The sequence below is a fragment of the Corynebacterium sp. ACRPF genome, from assembly GCF_022347395.1.
GTDB classification, from domain to species: Bacteria; Actinomycetota; Actinomycetes; order Mycobacteriales; family Mycobacteriaceae; genus Corynebacterium; species Corynebacterium tuberculostearicum_D.
This window is the reverse complement of sequence record NZ_JAKRNB010000014.1, coordinates 1-14,984: the sequence shown is the minus strand read 5'-3', so window position 1 is coordinate 14,984 and position 14,984 is coordinate 1. Positions and strand designations below refer to the sequence as shown.

Here is a 14,984-nt window from a genome sequence, read left to right as displayed (position 1 = left end):
CTATCGCTACGGGTGGGCGATATGGAAGAAATCCAGGACCGTATCGGTGGTCCACTCCGCTTTCACCAAACCGGAATGGTCCGTGGCCCCGCCATTCCACGTGTGCGTGCCACCGTGGATGGTGTACTGCTCGGTGCGCGCATCACATACCCGCCAGGTGAAGTGCTCCACTGCTTCTTTCCGACGCCGCTTTGGAAACGGATTGCACCCATTCTCCCTCGCGATTCCGCGTAGCGATTGCTTCACCGAGCGGTAGTGCGCGCCGTGCTGGTGCCCGCCACCGTATTTCATAAGCACGTCGTCCGTGCCGTGAATATCGAGGTAATCGGTAGGCTCGCTGGCGCAGTCCTTTTCCACGCGGTCATACTTGGCCGCCGAAACCGTAGCCACCGCATCAAATAAGCCCGGCCGCTTGCAGGTCACCGCGCGGGCGAATCCGCCACCATTGGAAAAGCCCACGCCATAGGTGGTATCAGAGGCGGGATAGTGACGGCGGACGAAATCAATCGTGTCATCGACGTATTTGAGGTCATCGTCCAAGCTAGTCACCGCGTACGGTGCCGGCGCCCACGCCTTGCCCGCGCCTTGGACGAAGACGGTGATGGCATCGCCCTGGGACAGGTCAGTGCCTTTGAACATATTGCCGGCATCCATCTCATAGCCGTGCATCGCCACGACCACGGGCAATCGGTGGCGCTTATCCGCATTAAACGGCACGTGCACCACAAAACTGCGATGATTTTGCAGGTTAATGATCTGGTAGCGGCCATTAGCCGTTGTGCCCTGATCCGGCAGCGTGGTGATATAGCCATCGGCCGCGCCTTGCGATTCATTCGGCACGCTGCCCGGCTGCGGCAGTTCTTCCTCGCACCCTGCCATGAGCCCGGCGGCCGCGCATAACCCAGCGCATAGGGCCAGTGCTTTCTTGCCTACCTTAATCACGAGCGCGCAGCTTCACCGCCGTGCCGGTGGCCGTGACCATCAACATGTCATTCGAGGTGCCCATGGGCGAATAATCAAAGGCGATGCCCACCACGCCATCGGCCCCGAGCTCCTGCCCGCGGCGCCACAGCTCATCGAGCGCCGCCTCGCGCGCCTTGATGGCCTCGCTCTCATATCCGGCGGAGCGTCCACCGGTGATATTGCGGAGGGATGCCCCGAAATCCTTCAGCATATTAATACCGATGACGGTTTCCCCGGCGATGATGCGGATATAATCCGTAATCTCGTAGCCATCAACGGTATTAGTAGTGGTAAAAATCATGGCCCCAGATTACATGGCTATAAGCCCACGCAATCCCTCAAAGAGGATGACCACGCCCAGCAATAGGAAGACCACGCCGCTGACAATATCCACCCATGCGGAGTTCTTGGCCATCCACTTCGATACCGCGCGAGTACTCAAGGCCACGCCCACGAAGAGCACGAGGCTTTCCAGGATCAGGACGGCACCCACCAGCAGGTTGGCGACGATGCCCATGCCGGGGTCGATGAAATTGGCAAAGATGGCGCCGAAGAAGATGACCACCTTAGGGTTCGAGAGATCGCAGATGAACCCCATGCGATAAGCGGTGCCGGCCTTGATGATGCCGTCCGGCGTAAACCCGCGCGGCTGCGGGGCGCTGGTTTCGGTCCCCACCACGGTTGCGGGCGCACGGCGCTCCTTGATGCCGCCGGTAATGGCGGTATAGGCCATCCACAGCAGGTAAGCGCCACCAAGGACTTGCAGCGCCACCAGGATCCCAGGGTGCGCAGAAATCAATGCGGAAAGGCCCGCCAAGGAGGCCACGGTCCAGATGGTAAGGCCGGTGGTGCTACCAAGCGCCGCCCATACCGCCGCGCGCGTGGAGCGCGCGCCCAAGCGAATAATCTGCACCACGTCTGGACCCGGCGAGGCCATCGCCGCGAACCACACACCCATTAAGGTCACCAGGGCGCTAATAGCCACCTAACACCTCCATACTCGCATGCGATTAGATTAACGCATGCCACTATAAGAAGTCTCTCACCTGCAGCGAAACAGGTAAGTCCTGTGATTTAGGCAGCTCCTATATCAACTCTTTTATAGAAATCCGCCACCTGCACTAACCGAAGAGCTCGATAGCGCCCTCCACGGCCATAATGAATCCCAGCACCGCAAAGATAAGACCAGAAACGATATCGATGGCCGCGGAGTGGTGCGCAATCCAGCGCGATGCCGCGCGCACAATGAGTGCAAAGGTAGAAAGCCACGTCACGGACATCGCCACGAGGATGACCGCCACCGCAACGGTCCAGGTAGTCGACATATCGGGGCGAATAAACTGCGCGAAAACCGCGCCGAAGAATACGAGCGCTTTCGGATTGGACAGGTTCGTAACCACGCCGAGCTTATAAGCGCGCCACCCAGTCATGTCATCGATGCTGCCGGCCGCAATGGCCTGTTCCGTGTAATTCTCAGTGCCCGCCACCACGGTAGGTACGCAGCGGACGTAAAGCCGGAACGAATCTAAGACACGCCCATATAGACAAGAAAAGCCCGCCAATGAGTTGCAGCGCACCCAACACACTAGGCCGTGCAGTGATCACCGCGGAGCGCCAGCCAAGGATGCCGTCACCCAAAACTCTGTGCCGCTGCACACCCCAACGCACACATCAACCCAGCGCGGGTCGCCCGCGGGGTCACACGGATGACTTGAACCAAGTCGAGTTCAAGTTCAACGTATAGCTAGGCCCCGGGGTTACCCACGCAGAACTCGTTGCCTTCCGGGTCCTGCATGACGGTCCACACCAATCCCGGCGCTTCGTGGGTGGTGAGTTCGGTGGCGCCTAGGTCTTTGAGGCGTTCTATTAAAGTTTCGCGCTCCGCCCCGCCAACGTCGACGTGCATGCGGTTTTTCCCAGGTGTCGGTTCCTCAACGCGCTGAAATCCCAGCGCCGGGGTGGAATCAACCATCACGAAATCGCCGTAATCCGCGGCGATTTCGCAGCCGGTTGCGGCGGACCAAAACTTGGCGAGCTTTGAGGGATCGTGGCAGTCGAAGGTGATCTGGCGGATCGTGAAGTTGGGATCGCTCATGGTTTCCATTATGTGCGCGCGTCAGCGCGCCTGCAACAATGCGAGGTGTTTCTGGTGGGGGTATCAGACCAGTTCTCTCCGGCCATGTCAGCCCCATACGTCATAATGGAGGCATGGCCGAGCTGGACCCCGAGTGGGCGATCAATGAGATAGACGCGTTCCTGCAAGTCACAGCGAAGGTAGTCCCCGACATGGGCCCGGGCATCGCCTACCTTGGAACCGTTATGAGTGGATCGCCGACTGAGGCTGCGGCGCGCGCCCATGTCGTTGAAATGATCCTTGACCGAGTGCTTCCCGGGTGGAGACAAGGACTCCCGGTCCAGGACAAGGAGTATAGCTGGCTGAGGGGTCAAGCGGCCCAGGCCAAGACAGCGCTTGAACGTCGGTCTGAACTCGCTGAAAAGCTCGGAGAGAACACGCCAGACTTAGATGCAGCCAATCTGCATCCGTGGGCGTGGGAAAATGGCAAGGGTTACTGGAATCACGGGCACTACCATCAAGCCGTGATGCAGGCTGCCATCCGCGTCAATGCAGAGACCCAAGCGAAACTGAACCGCCTAGACGTATCTGAAACAGCACTTTTCAACGAGGCGTTTTCACTCCATGATCCGAAGCGTAATGTGCCGCGCCTTCGGCTTATGGAAAATGATGGCAGTAAGACGTTTGAGAACCTGCATCGGGGCGCCCGCGCCTTTGCAGAGGGCTTGTACGCGGCTATCCGCAATCCCGGGATGCATGTTCCACACGACGGTGGTGAGGAGCAAGTCGCGTTGGAGCAGCTCGCGGCTTTCAGTCTATTGGCTCGCTGGGTTGATAAGGCTACCGTCCTGGAAGGGTGACAACATCGGTTTACGGGATAGCAGTCCGCTTGAGCGAAGGATGTGGGGAGCACGAACGCCTGTGATGGAGGTGCCGGGTGCTCAGTCAGCAAGGCCGTCCAGGACCATCGCCGTAGTTTTGTGCAAGGTTAACGCCAGCGACTGGGCTGGGTCCAAGAATGAATCTCGCACACGTTAAACTGCGCCGACACTCTGTGGAGTTCAAATTAAACGTGTAACGCTGGGCGTTGATGACGCTTCGCTTTATTGGGGGTAGGTTGAAGCGCGGTCCGTTCGTTCACCGACGCAGCCGCCGCCGGATTCTCGGCGGCGATTCCGGCCCGAACCTCGGGGACATCCCCCCATCTTCGATAGCTTTAGTGAGCACGACCACGACCATCTGATCTGGTGCGCTGGTTTTCGTTCGGCTCTCGGTCTATTCCGCCACCTCATGCGCGGCCGCGAAATCGCGGTGAAGAATCTGCATCTAGTCGGTTACGGCAACTGGAACGGCGAGAGCTCGGCAACGCTGATGAGGGTGGGGTCCTTTGTCAAACACACTGCCCAAGTAGTCGCGGGCTGTGTCGATGAGACTCGGCAGCACTCCGAATGGATGTCCGCGGTATCAAGGCCGCTGAACTATTCAAGTTGCGGGACAAAAAGAGTCTCGCAGTGACGCTTGGTCCCTGAGCAAGTTCGATCCTTCCACGATCTGCGCTGGAGACGCGGAGCGCTCGGGGCCCTTGACCGGCTGGGGCACGTGCCGGGTGGTGGCTCGCCCACAGCCCCCGTGCCCACCCGCACCGAGAAGGGACAGGTCACCGAGTACGATCCCGATTCCACGGAGACGGACCGTGAACTCGAATGAAGTGCCTGGCCCAAGGTGTGTCCGCTCAGCGTGTGGTTTAACACTTATGAGTCTTGCCGGTCACAGCCTCAGCGTTTTGTTTGCGCAGCCCGCAGGCCGTTCAAGATCACGATCACTTCGGCGACCTCGTGAACCGACACGACGGCGGCCAGGCCCAGCACGCCGCTGATCGCCAGTGGCATCAACACGATGATGATGGCCAGAGACAGCACAATGTTCTGGTTGATGATCCTGCTTCCTCGGCGGGCGTGCTGCAGCGCCTTCGGGATTAGCCGGAGGTCGTGGCCGGTGAAGGCGACGTCAGCGGACTCGATCGCGGCGTCAGAGCCGGTCGCTCCCATCGCTATGCCCACCGTCGCGCCCGCCAGTGCCGGCGAGTCGTTGATGCCGTCGCCGATCATCGCCGTCGGCGTCTTGGAGGAGAATTCGGCGACGATGCTTGCCTTGTCCTCAGGGCGCAGCTCGGCGCGCACGTCGTCGATTCCGGCGATTCCAGCCAGTGCCCGGGCGGTGCGAGTGTTGTCGCCGGTGAGCATGCTTACTTCCACGTCGTTGGCGTGCAGGGCCTGCACGGCTTCGGGCACCTCGGGCCGCAACTCGTCGCGGACCCCGATCGCCCCGGCGAGGGCGTCATCGACGGTGACCAGGACGCAGGTCTGGCCCTCGGACTCCATGCGCTCAACGTCCACTTTCAGTGGCCCGGCGTCGATCCATCGGGGGCTGCCCACCAGTACCCGTCGGCCTCCGACGGTGCCGCCGATGCCATGCCCAGCTTCCTCGCTGATGTCCGAGGCGGTGGGCGCTTCGGGCCCCGCTGCCGAGATCGCCGCGGCGAGGGGGTGTGTCGATTGCTGCTCAACTGCCGCCGCGAAGGAAAGCACCTGCGCTCGATCGAATCCGTCTGCCGGGACCACTCCGGTAACCTCAGGCTGGTTGCGGGTAAGGGTTCCGGTTTTGTCCACTGCCAGGTGACGGATGCCGCCGAGTCGCTCGAACGCCGCGCCGGACTTGATGACCACTCCGAACTGGCTGGCCGCGCCGATCGCGGCCACGACCGTCAGCGGCACGGAGATTGCCAGCGCGCACGGCGACGCTGCGACCAGGACTACCAGCGCACGGGTGATCCACGTCTCAGGATCGCCCAGCAGCGAGCCGATAACGCCGACCAGCACCGCCAGGATCATCACCCCGGGCACTAGGGGTTGGGCAATCCGGTCGGCGATCCGGGCGCGGTCGCCCTTTTCCGCCTGCGCTTGCTCGACTAGGTCCACGAGTGTGGTCAGCGAGTTGTCCGTTCCAGCTGCGGTCGTCTCGACCTCCAGCACCCCGGCGGAGTTGATCGCTCCCGCAGGCACTTCGTCGCCGGGCGCAACCTCCTCCGGAATGGATTCTCCGGTGATCGCTGAGGTGTCAAGGCTGGAGCGCCCGGACCGAATGATGCCGTCCGTGGCGATCCGCTCCCCGGGGCGCACGAGCATTAGCTCGCCAACCTCGAGGTCCTTCGCTACGACCTCGGCTGCTGTGCCGTCGCGCAGCACCGTCGCGGTCTGCGGTACCAGCTTCAACAGTGCCCGCAGTCCGCCTTGGGCCCGATCCATCGCCTTGTCTTCCAGTGCCTCGGCGATCGAGTACAGGAACGCTAGCGCCGCGGCCTCTCCGACGAATCCGAGGAGCACCGCGCCGACCGCGCTGATCGTCATTAGCAAGCCAATGCCGAGCTTGCGCTTCGTGACAAGGTTCCGGATCGCTCCAGGCGCGAACGTGTAAGCGCCCAACAGCAGGCCAACCCAATACAGTACCGTCGCGGGCGTCTCCAAGTCGGACCAGTCCAGCGCCAGTCCTGTTATGAGGGCTACGCCGGAGAAGATCGGCAGCAGTAGCTCAGGGTCCTTCCACCATGGCCGATCGAGCTCGTCAATCTCCGTGCCGGTTTCGTGTTCGCATCCACATGCTGAACTCATGCGTCCGTTCCTTTCTCGCCGCAGTCGGGCACCGAGCACTCAGTGTCGATACAGGGGGCATTCTCGTCGACGGCCAGTGTCGCGTTGACTAGCGCTTCGAGCGCTGCCGCGAGGTGGGGATCGGCGATTTCGTAGCGGGTCTTGCGGCCCTCCGGCTCAGCTACGACAATGCCACAATCGCGCAGGCAGGATAGGTGGTTCGAGACGTTCGAGCGGGTCAGATCCAAGCTTTGCGAGAGCACAGCCGGGTAGCTCGGACCGTCTAGTAGGGTTATCAGGATTCGGGAGCGCGTCGGATCAGCCATGGCCCGGCCGAGCCGGTTCATGACGTCGAGGCGCGAAGCAATAGTCAGCATATACTGAACTATACAGTGTGCGATGAACTATTTAAAATGGGCTGAACTAACAGTCACGCGAAAGTCCTGCGACCTGCAAGAATTAGTCGATGGGATAGCCGATGACTAGTCCTTCACGGTTCGGCCGCCAACCCAACGAGGGGCGACGTGGGCGGCGAAATTCTCCAGAATCTTCACGTGGATGTCCACACCCACCCCTGTGGGGATTGTGATGAACAGGGTGTCGGCGGACATGACGGCGGCGTAGGTGTGGCCAGCGACACTGACACCAGGTTCTCCATCAAGGGCTAGACACTCACGGACATTGCGTACGGGTCGAACCACACGTAGCGAAGCTTTCTAATAGCCAAATGACTAACTCTTTTCGCTGGTATCCGGGAATGATACGTCCTTGAAGTCGGCGGTGTTGGCTATTCCGCGTACAAAGTACTGGCACTGCTGCTTGGAAAGCACTTTGGTCCACGAAGCCATAGCCCTTCAAGCTACATCGGAAGAAAATTCCATTTCAAGGTCGGTATGGGCCTTTTGCAGTTGGTTAATGCGAAATTTATTCACCGTCTCCTTAGCCACCCACACGCTTAACACGGTGTTTGGTCATCTTCGCGCGAGGCGAGCAGCTCCTTTAAGTGCGCATCGATGTCATCGAGCTTTTTGATAATAGCAACGGCGAAAACGATACTAATGACTAAAGCGATAATGCTGAGCATCAATGCCTTCCTTTACTCTGGTGCCCCATTACAGTGGACCTGGTTCCTTGCGAGGCGATTAAATCATGGTTCTGGTCAGGTGGAGGGGCGCGCGGTGGGAAAGGGGGGGGGGGACGTCGGCAAGCAAAAGCGCCGCGCCACCAAGGATGGGAAACGCGGCGCTAGAGCAATCCAGCGGGAGGGTGCTTAGTGGTCAGCGCCCTGGATGGAGTGTTTGTGATCGCGGACTGCTTCGCCCTCAGCGTAAAGCGGCATATCCTGCTTGGCCTTGTACCACTCGGCGTGGTTCGGCTCGAGCGGGGTGCGGCCGGCGATGAGGTCGGCGGCCTTCTCGCCCACCATCATGGTTGGGGCGTAGATATTGCCGTTGGTCACGGACGGGAAGACGGAAGCATCCGCAATGTAGAGGCCTTCGACGCCCCATACACCCATGGTGTCTGGGTTAACCACGGCCATAGGATCGGACTCCGCGCCCATCTTGGCGGTGCAGGATGGGTGCAGCGCGGTCTCGCCATCGTTGCGGACCCACTCCAGGATTTCCTCGTCGGTCTGGACATCCAAGCCCGGGCTGAACTCGCGGGCGCCTACCTCTTCCATAGCCTTGGTATCCAGCAGGGAGCGGGCAACGCGTACGGCCTCTACCCACTCGCGGCGGTCCTGGTCGGTCTTCAGGTAGTTGAAGAGGATGGACGGCTTGTCGTGGATATCGGCGCTCTTGATGTGAACGTGGCCCTTGGTATCGGAGAACATCGGGCCGACGTGCCACTGGAAGCCATGCTTGACGTCCGCCTTCTGGCCGTCATAACGCACGGCCATCGGCAGGAAGTGGAACATGAGGTTCGGGTAGTCCTCATTCTCATTGGAGCGCACGAAGCCGCCGCCCTCAAAGTGGGAGGTAGCAACCGGGCCCTTGTGGGTCAGCAGCCACTGCAGACCCATGAACGGCCAGCGCCACTTATCCAGGTAAGGCTGGGAGGACGCGGTGGACTTGGTGGTCTCGTACTGGATGTAGACCTCGAGGTGGTCCTGCAGGTTCTCGCCCACACCTGGCAGGTGCTTGACGACGTCAATTCCGTGCTTCTCCAGAATCTCACGGTCACCAATGCCGGAGATCTCCAGCAGCTGCGGGGTGTTAATGGCACCGGCGGACAGGACAATCTTCTCGGCGTAGACGCGGTGCACGCCGCCCTGCCACTCGTACTCCACGCCTACGGCCTTCTGGCCCTCGAAGAGGATCTTGGTGGTGAAAGCGCGGGTGCGGATCTCGAGGTTCTCGCGATCCATATTGGGGTACAGGTAGGCGCGGGCAGCGGACCAGCGCTTGCCGTTCTTAATATTGCGGTCGAACGGAGCGAAGCCCTCTTGGCGGTAACCATTGACGTCATTGGTCAGGTTGAAGCCGGCCTCCTGCACAGACTTGAACAGGGCCTGGAAGAGCTCGGAGGTAGCCGGACCGCGGGAGAGGTACAGCGGGCCATCGTGGCCACGGCGCGGATCGTTCGGCTCGGCCGCAGCGGCGGTCTCCATACGGTTGAAGTACGGCAGGCAGTGGGCGAAGTCCCAGTTTTCCATGCCTGGGTTCTGGCCCCACTTCTCATAGTCCATCGGGTTACCGCGCTGGAAGATCATGCCGTTGATGGAGGAAGAACCACCAAGGACCTTGCCACGGGCATGGTAGACGCGGCGGCCGTTCATCTCCGGCTCCGGATCGGACTCGTACATCCAGTCGTAGTTCTTTGCGCCGATTGGGAAAGAGAAGCCGGATGGCATGTGGATAAACAGATCCCACAGGGAATCTGGGCGGCCAGCCTCTAGGACCAGCACGCGGGTGTTCTTGTCTTCGGTCAGGCGTGCAGCGATGACGGAGCCTGCGGAGCCACCGCCAACGACGACAACGTCGCTTACTTCATCGGTGACCTTTTTAGCGGAACGCTTCTTGGTCAGCTTGTCCATAAAACCCATAAATCCCCTTCTTTCTGTGAAATATCTCACACGTCAAGATGGCCCCACCGAAAGTGAATATTTTGTAATTTATACAAAAGTCTGTAAATATCCACATCGCCTTATGTGCGGGCACCATCCCCAGAGTACACATCCCCCTAGAAGTTTGCCCAGATTAATGTATATTTACTTTGTTCGGATGGACGTCTCAGTAGATGAAATCCGAAGTCTTTTCGTATAAATCCCCCACATATGATTCATTTCACTCACCTATCTCTCCCTGCGATCTTGTGAGCGTTCTGGGGCACCCGTGCGAAAGATTCGGCCCAAACCAACCAACACTAGGAGAAGTAGATGGCTAACTTTGACCCTCACGATCCTGAGGAGTCTCACACTTCACGTAAAGACCCCCAACAAGGGGGTAAAAACACCTCTCTCGCAACCCCCTCTGGGGAGACCAAAAAGCGCAGCCCGCGCTACCAAGTCCGCGCCCTCGTCGGCAGCTATAAGGCAGAAACCGGCGATGCCGTAGGCGCGGACCAGGTCCCTGCTCCCAAGACCAACTGGCCGGTATTTATCATCTCCGGCGTGCTCATCGTAGCCATGGCACTCTACGCCGGGTTTGGCCGTGATTCCGCGGCAGAAACTTTGGCCAATGTCACCGGCTGGATCGGCACTAATCTCGGCTGGTTCTACGTTCTCACCGCCACCATCGCCGTGGTCTTCGTCCTTTATATTGCCATCTCCAATGCCGGCAATATTCGCTTAGGCCCGGACCACTCGCGGCCTAAATTCAATACTTTCTCCTGGGTATCCATGCTCTTTGCCGCCGGCATTGGCGTGGACCTTATGTTCTTCGCCGTCGCCGAGCCGGTCACCATGTACATGGCGCCGCCCGTGGGCGAGGGCGAAACCATGCAGGCCGCCAAGGAAGCCGTGGTCTACGCCATGTTCCACTATGGCCTGACCGGCTGGGCCCTCTACGCCCTCATGGGCATGGCCTTCGGCTACTTCGCCTACCGCCTGAATATGCCGCTGGCTATTCGCTCCGCGCTCTACCCGCTCATCGGCAAGCGCGTGCACGGTCCTATCGGCTCCGCAGTAGACGTCGCGGCCATGCTGGGCACCGTCTTCGGTGTCACCGCCTCCCTGGGCATCGGCGTGGTGCAGCTGTCCTACGGCATTCACCTCATCTTCGGCTTTGAACAGAGCTTCGGTCTGCAGGCCGCGCTCATCATCATCGCCATTACTATTGCGACCCTCTCGGCCGTATCCGGCGTGGATAAGGGCATCCGCTTCCTCTCCGAGCTCAACGTCTACCTGGCCATCGCGTTGATGATTTACGTCGTCGTCTTTGGCAAAACCGCCTACCTCTTCGATGCCATCGTGACCAATATTGGCGACTATGTCTCGAAGTTCCCGTCCTGGACCATGGAGACCTTTGCCTTCGCAGAGGACCAGGCTGCCGCCGATACCTGGATGCAGTCCTGGACCCTCTTCTTCTGGGCATGGTGGATTGCCTGGGCGACCTTCGTTGGGCTCTTCCTGGCCCGCATCTCCCGCGGCCGCACCCTGCGCCAGTTCATCTTCGGCACCCTGACCTTCCCGTTCCTATTCATCCTCATGTGGATGTCCTTCTTCGGCAACACCGCCTTGGACATGGTCCGCTCCGGTGACTACCCCGAATTCGCCGAGAACGCGATTAACGTGCCAGAGCAGGGCTTCTATGACATGCTGCACGAGTTCCCGGGCTCTGGCATCGTCATCTTCTTGACCACCTTTATCGGCCTACTGCTCTACATCACCTCGGCCGATTCCGGCGCCTTGGTGATGTCCAACTTCACCTCCCGCATCACGGATAACCGCCAGGATGGTTCCCGCTGGCTGCGCATCTTCTGGTCCGTGACTGTAGGCGCGCTGACCTTGGCCCTGCTGCAGATCGATGGCATTGCCACCGTGCAGTCCGCGACCGTCGTGATGGGCCTGCCGTTCGCCTTCGTGGTGTACCTCATCATGTTCTCCCTGTGGAAGTCCCTGCGCCTAGAAAACGTGCAGCGCGAGGCCCGAACCACCGCTATACATGGCGTGATTTCCTCCCGCACCGAGCGCGAGCCTTCGGATTCCAACCTGTGGAAGAACCGCCTCGACCGTGCCAATACCTTCCCCTCCAAGAAGGAGATGGATACCTACCTGCGCGAAACCGCCACTTACGCCCTCGAGCAGGTAGCAACGCACATGCGCAGCCGCGGCTACGATGCCCTCTTGCTCACCAGCGAGCTTCCCGACGTCGAACTTCCCCAGCTCGACCTCGAGGTAAAGCTGCAAAACGAGCGCATGTTCCGCTACCAGCTCTTCCCGGTTGCGGCCGAGCGCCCGGACTTCAGCACGGGCGAGGGCGACGAGTACTACCGCCTTGAGGTCTATGACATGACTGGTTCCTTGGGCTATGACGTCTACGGCTATTCCGAGAACCAGATCATCAATAACGTGCTGGATCTCTATGAGCGCCACCTGGCCTTCCTCTACATGCAACAGACCCAGCCGGGCGATTCCGATGTCTCCGATGGCGCCGAGCCGGAGCGCACCTGGCGCGAAGATAGCTAAGCTGGCCAGTACAACTACCTCTACGAGAGAAAGGTTGCTTTTCACTTGAGCACCCAGAACACTTTGTTCGACCCCACGCAGACCGAGCTACTGAAGGGCGTGCATGCCGATGGCGCCCCGAAGTCCCTGTTCATCAACGGTAAATGGGAAGCCGCCCAGAGCGGCGAGACCCGCACCATCATCTGCCCGGCCGATGGTTCCACCGTGGGCCTGGTTTCCGAGGCCTCCGATGAGGACACCGAGCGCGCCATCAAGGTTGCCCGTGAAACCTTTGACAAGGGCGAGTGGGCGAATACCCCGTCCGCCGAGCGCGGCAAGGTGGTCATTCGCGTGGCTGATTTCATCCGTGAACACAAGGAGCTTTTCGCTCAGGCCGAGTCCGCCGATACCGGTAAGCGCTACGAGGAATCCTTGGGCGATATGGACGACATCGCCAATGCCTTCGAGTTCTTCGGCACCCTGGCCCAGCACCAGGCCGGCCGCGTGGTGGACCCGCAGGATCCCAACCTGCGCTCGCGCATCGACGCCGAGCCCGTCGGCGTCTGCGGCCTGATTACCCCGTGGAACTACCCGCTGCTGCAGGTCTCCTGGAAGGTCGGCCCGGCCCTGGCCGCCGGCAATACTTTCGTCCTCAAGCAGGCAGAGCTCACCCCGCACACCGCAATGCTGCTCATGGCCGCCCTCAAGGAATGCGGCCTGCCAGACGGCGTAGGCAACCTCATCACCGGCGCGGGCGCTAACTGCGGCAACCCGCTCTCCCAGCACCCAGATGTAGACATGGTCTCCTTCACCGGTGGCCTGGTCACCGGCAAGATCATCGCCAAGAATGCGGCTGAGACCGTCAAGCGCACCGCGCTCGAGCTCGGCGGCAAGAACCCGAACGTCATCTTCGCCGATGCCGATTTCGACGTCGCCGTGGACAACGCCCTCAATGGCGCCTTCTTCCACTCCGGCCAGGTTTGCTCCGCAGGCTCCCGCATCGTCGTGGAAGAGTCCCTGCACGATAAGTTCGTCGACGCCCTGGTAGAGCGCGCCAATAAGATCAAGATCGGCGGCCCGACCGATGACAAGGCCGAGACCGGCCCGCTCATCTCCGCCGAGCACCGCGAGAAGGTCGCCGCCTACGTAGACAAGGCGCGCGAGCAGGGCGCCAAGATCCTCACCGGCGGCCGCGCCGCCACCAGCGAGGACACCAATAGTCAGCACGGCACCGGCACCACCGACCTGGGTGCTGGTGTGTACTACCTGCCGACCATCATCGATGGCGCTACCCGCGAGATGGACTGTGTCCACGACGAGGCCTTCGGTCCGACCGTGACCATCGAGACCTTCACCACCGAGGAGGAGGCCATCGCCATCGCGAATGACACCGAGTACGGCTTGGCAGGCGCCGTCTACACTTCCGACGCCGGCCGCGCCGAGCGCGTTGCCCGCGCCCTGCGCCACGGCACCATCTGGATTAACGACTTCCACCCGTACCTGCCGCAGGCAGAGTGGGGCGGCTTCAAGCAGTCCGGCAACGGCCGCGAGCTTGGCCCCACCGGCCTGGCCGAGTACCAGGAGCACAAGCACGTGTACCAGAACCTCTCCCCTGCCGCTTGGGATCAGTTCGGCCTGCAGTAACTAAGCCGGCCACCTAGCATTCAGCCCCCGCTGCTCAGTGAACTGGCCCCCGAAAGTTGGACTGGTTTAATTCTAGGTGGTTAGGGCTTCAAGGGTCTGATTTCGATATTGCATCGGGGTCAGGCCCTTGAGTCGTTGTTGGATGCGTTCGGTGTTGTACCACTGGATGTACTCGTCGATGGCCTGGTTGAACTCTGCGACGGTGTCGAAGACTTCTCCGTGGTACATCTCGGTTTTTAAGTGCCCGAAGAAATTCTCCATGACCGCGTTGTCGTAACAGTTGGCTTTACGCGACATTGACTGAACACCACCGTTGTCATGAATCAGGTTGCGCCAGGACGAATGCTGGTACTGGAAACCTTGATCGGTATGCATCATCCACCCAGGCTCAGGCGCACACGTTTTAATCGTCTTAGTTAAAGAATCGGCGGTAAACGCTGTCGACGGCGATGTAGCCACGGTGTGGGCAACGATTGAACGGTCGAACAGATCCATCACCGGTGACAGGTAGACCTTGCGGCCTGCGACCCTGAACTCGGTGACGTCGCTAACAAAGACGGTATTTGGCTTATCTGGAGTGAACTTGCGGTCAAGTGTGTTGTCGGCAATGTGGCTGATCGTCCCGTTATAAGAAACATATGGCCTGCGCTGGCGGACCTTGGCTCGAAGCCCCATCTCGCGCATGAGTTTGTAGACGAGCTTGTGATTGACCACCCACCCCTGGTTGCGCAGGTCAAGTAGCACTCGTCGGTAGCCGTAGCGATACTTGTTGCGCTCGAAGCTTTCCCAGATCGCGTCTTTGAGCGCAGCGTGCTTATCCGGATCGCTGAGTCGTTTCTGGTGATAGAAGAATGTCGACCGTGCCATGCCGGCCGCATCCAAAAGGTATTGCAGACGATGCCGTGACTTGAGGATGACAATCGCCTGGACCTTCAGGCGTGTCCCTGATTCCTCAAGTCCCGCAATTTTTTTAGATATGCGTTTTCCGCTTCCAACCGCGCGATCTGGCGACGCAGCTTCGCTTCCTCCGAAAGCGGCTTCGGCGTGC

At 60.2% G+C, this 14,984-nt stretch carries 12 protein-coding genes and 1 pseudogene; 3 read left to right on the top strand and 10 right to left on the bottom strand.

Annotation, left to right across the window (positions count from 1 at the left end; genetic code table 11):
• Positions 1-6: 6 nt before the first annotated feature.
• The 5 genes from MHX61_RS07885 to MHX61_RS07865 all read right to left on the bottom strand — a co-directional run bounded on the left by MHX61_RS07885 (position 7) and on the right by MHX61_RS07865 (position 3,058).
• Positions 7-942 (bottom strand): PHB depolymerase family esterase, encoded by a 936-nt coding sequence (locus MHX61_RS07885; RefSeq protein ID WP_239193967.1) that lies wholly within the window; start codon positions 940-942, stop codon positions 7-9.
• Positions 935-1,264 carry a YbjQ family protein gene (locus tag MHX61_RS07880; protein ID WP_005323228.1) on the bottom strand — a complete coding sequence of 110 codons (330 nt, stop codon included), beginning with the start codon at positions 1,262-1,264 and terminating at the stop codon, positions 935-937. Before MHX61_RS07880 ends, MHX61_RS07885 begins: the two co-directional genes overlap by 8 nt.
• Positions 1,265-1,273: 9 nt before the next feature.
• Positions 1,274-1,948, bottom strand: coding sequence for a LysE family translocator (locus MHX61_RS07875; protein WP_239193965.1), 675 nt, complete (start codon positions 1,946-1,948; stop codon positions 1,274-1,276).
• Positions 1,949-2,084: 136 nt separating this feature from the next.
• Positions 2,085-2,393, bottom strand: a complete 309-nt coding sequence (locus tag MHX61_RS07870; protein ID WP_239193964.1) for a LysE family translocator — start codon at positions 2,391-2,393, stop codon at positions 2,085-2,087.
• A 314-nt stretch (positions 2,394-2,707) separates the two neighbouring features.
• Entirely contained in the window at positions 2,708-3,058 is a 351-nt protein-coding gene (locus MHX61_RS07865) for a VOC family protein (protein WP_034656146.1), read from the bottom strand.
• A 113-nt stretch (positions 3,059-3,171) separates the two neighbouring features.
• Between MHX61_RS07865 and MHX61_RS07860 the strand changes: the two genes are divergently transcribed.
• Entirely contained in the window at positions 3,172-3,897 is a 726-nt protein-coding gene (locus tag MHX61_RS07860) for a TIGR02391 family protein (protein ID WP_204610536.1), read from the top strand.
• 915 nt (positions 3,898-4,812) lie between these two features.
• Here the strand turns inward: MHX61_RS07860 and MHX61_RS07855 are convergent.
• From MHX61_RS07855 to betA, 4 genes are all read right to left on the bottom strand, one after another.
• Complete coding sequence (locus tag MHX61_RS07855; RefSeq protein WP_239193963.1) at positions 4,813-6,705, bottom strand: cation-translocating P-type ATPase; 1,893 nt, start codon at positions 6,703-6,705, stop codon at positions 4,813-4,815.
• Positions 6,702-7,061, bottom strand: a complete 360-nt coding sequence (locus tag MHX61_RS07850; protein ID WP_239193962.1) for a helix-turn-helix transcriptional regulator — start codon at positions 7,059-7,061, stop codon at positions 6,702-6,704. Before MHX61_RS07850 ends, MHX61_RS07855 begins: the two co-directional genes overlap by 4 nt.
• Positions 7,062-7,639: 578 nt before the next feature.
• The gene (locus MHX61_RS07840) at positions 7,640-7,768 is read right to left on the bottom strand and encodes a chemotaxis protein (protein ID WP_239193961.1); all 129 of its coding nucleotides are present in this window, start codon (positions 7,766-7,768) and stop codon (positions 7,640-7,642) included.
• 186 nt (positions 7,769-7,954) lie between these two features.
• Positions 7,955-9,730, bottom strand: a complete 1,776-nt coding sequence (gene betA, locus MHX61_RS07835; RefSeq protein ID WP_200436030.1) for a choline dehydrogenase — start codon at positions 9,728-9,730, stop codon at positions 7,955-7,957.
• A gap of 333 nt (positions 9,731-10,063) precedes the next feature.
• Between betA and betT the strand changes: the two genes are divergently transcribed.
• A complete protein-coding gene (gene betT, locus MHX61_RS07830) occupies positions 10,064-12,313 on the top strand; it encodes a choline BCCT transporter BetT (protein WP_239193960.1) in 2,250 nt (749 codons plus the stop codon).
• Positions 12,314-12,358: 45 nt separating this feature from the next.
• Positions 12,359-13,936, top strand: a complete 1,578-nt coding sequence (locus MHX61_RS07825) for an aldehyde dehydrogenase family protein (RefSeq protein WP_239193959.1) — start codon at positions 12,359-12,361, stop codon at positions 13,934-13,936.
• Between the two features lie 72 nt (positions 13,937-14,008).
• Here the strand turns inward: MHX61_RS07825 and MHX61_RS07820 are convergent.
• Positions 14,009-14,984, bottom strand: a pseudogene (locus MHX61_RS07820) (IS3 family transposase); the annotation flags it as partial.

Coding starts and splice junctions, on each gene's coding strand:
- MHX61_RS07880 (WP_005323228.1), bottom strand. CDS start 1,264: ATGATTTTTACCACTACTAATACCGTTGATGGCTACGAGATTACGGAT.
- MHX61_RS07870 (WP_239193964.1), bottom strand. CDS start 2,393: ATGACTGGGTGGCGCGCTTATAAGCTCGGCGTGGTTACGAACCTGTCC.
- MHX61_RS07865 (WP_034656146.1), bottom strand. CDS start 3,058: ATGAGCGATCCCAACTTCACGATCCGCCAGATCACCTTCGACTGCCAC.
- MHX61_RS07860 (WP_204610536.1), top strand. CDS start 3,172: ATGGCCGAGCTGGACCCCGAGTGGGCGATCAATGAGATAGACGCGTTC.
- MHX61_RS07855 (WP_239193963.1), bottom strand. CDS start 6,705: ATGAGTTCAGCATGTGGATGCGAACACGAAACCGGCACGGAGATTGAC.
- MHX61_RS07850 (WP_239193962.1), bottom strand. CDS start 7,061: ATGCTGACTATTGCTTCGCGCCTCGACGTCATGAACCGGCTCGGCCGG.
- MHX61_RS07840 (WP_239193961.1), bottom strand. CDS start 7,768: ATGCTCAGCATTATCGCTTTAGTCATTAGTATCGTTTTCGCCGTTGCT.
- betA (WP_200436030.1), bottom strand. CDS start 9,730: ATGGGTTTTATGGACAAGCTGACCAAGAAGCGTTCCGCTAAAAAGGTC.
- betT (WP_239193960.1), top strand. CDS start 10,064: ATGGCTAACTTTGACCCTCACGATCCTGAGGAGTCTCACACTTCACGT.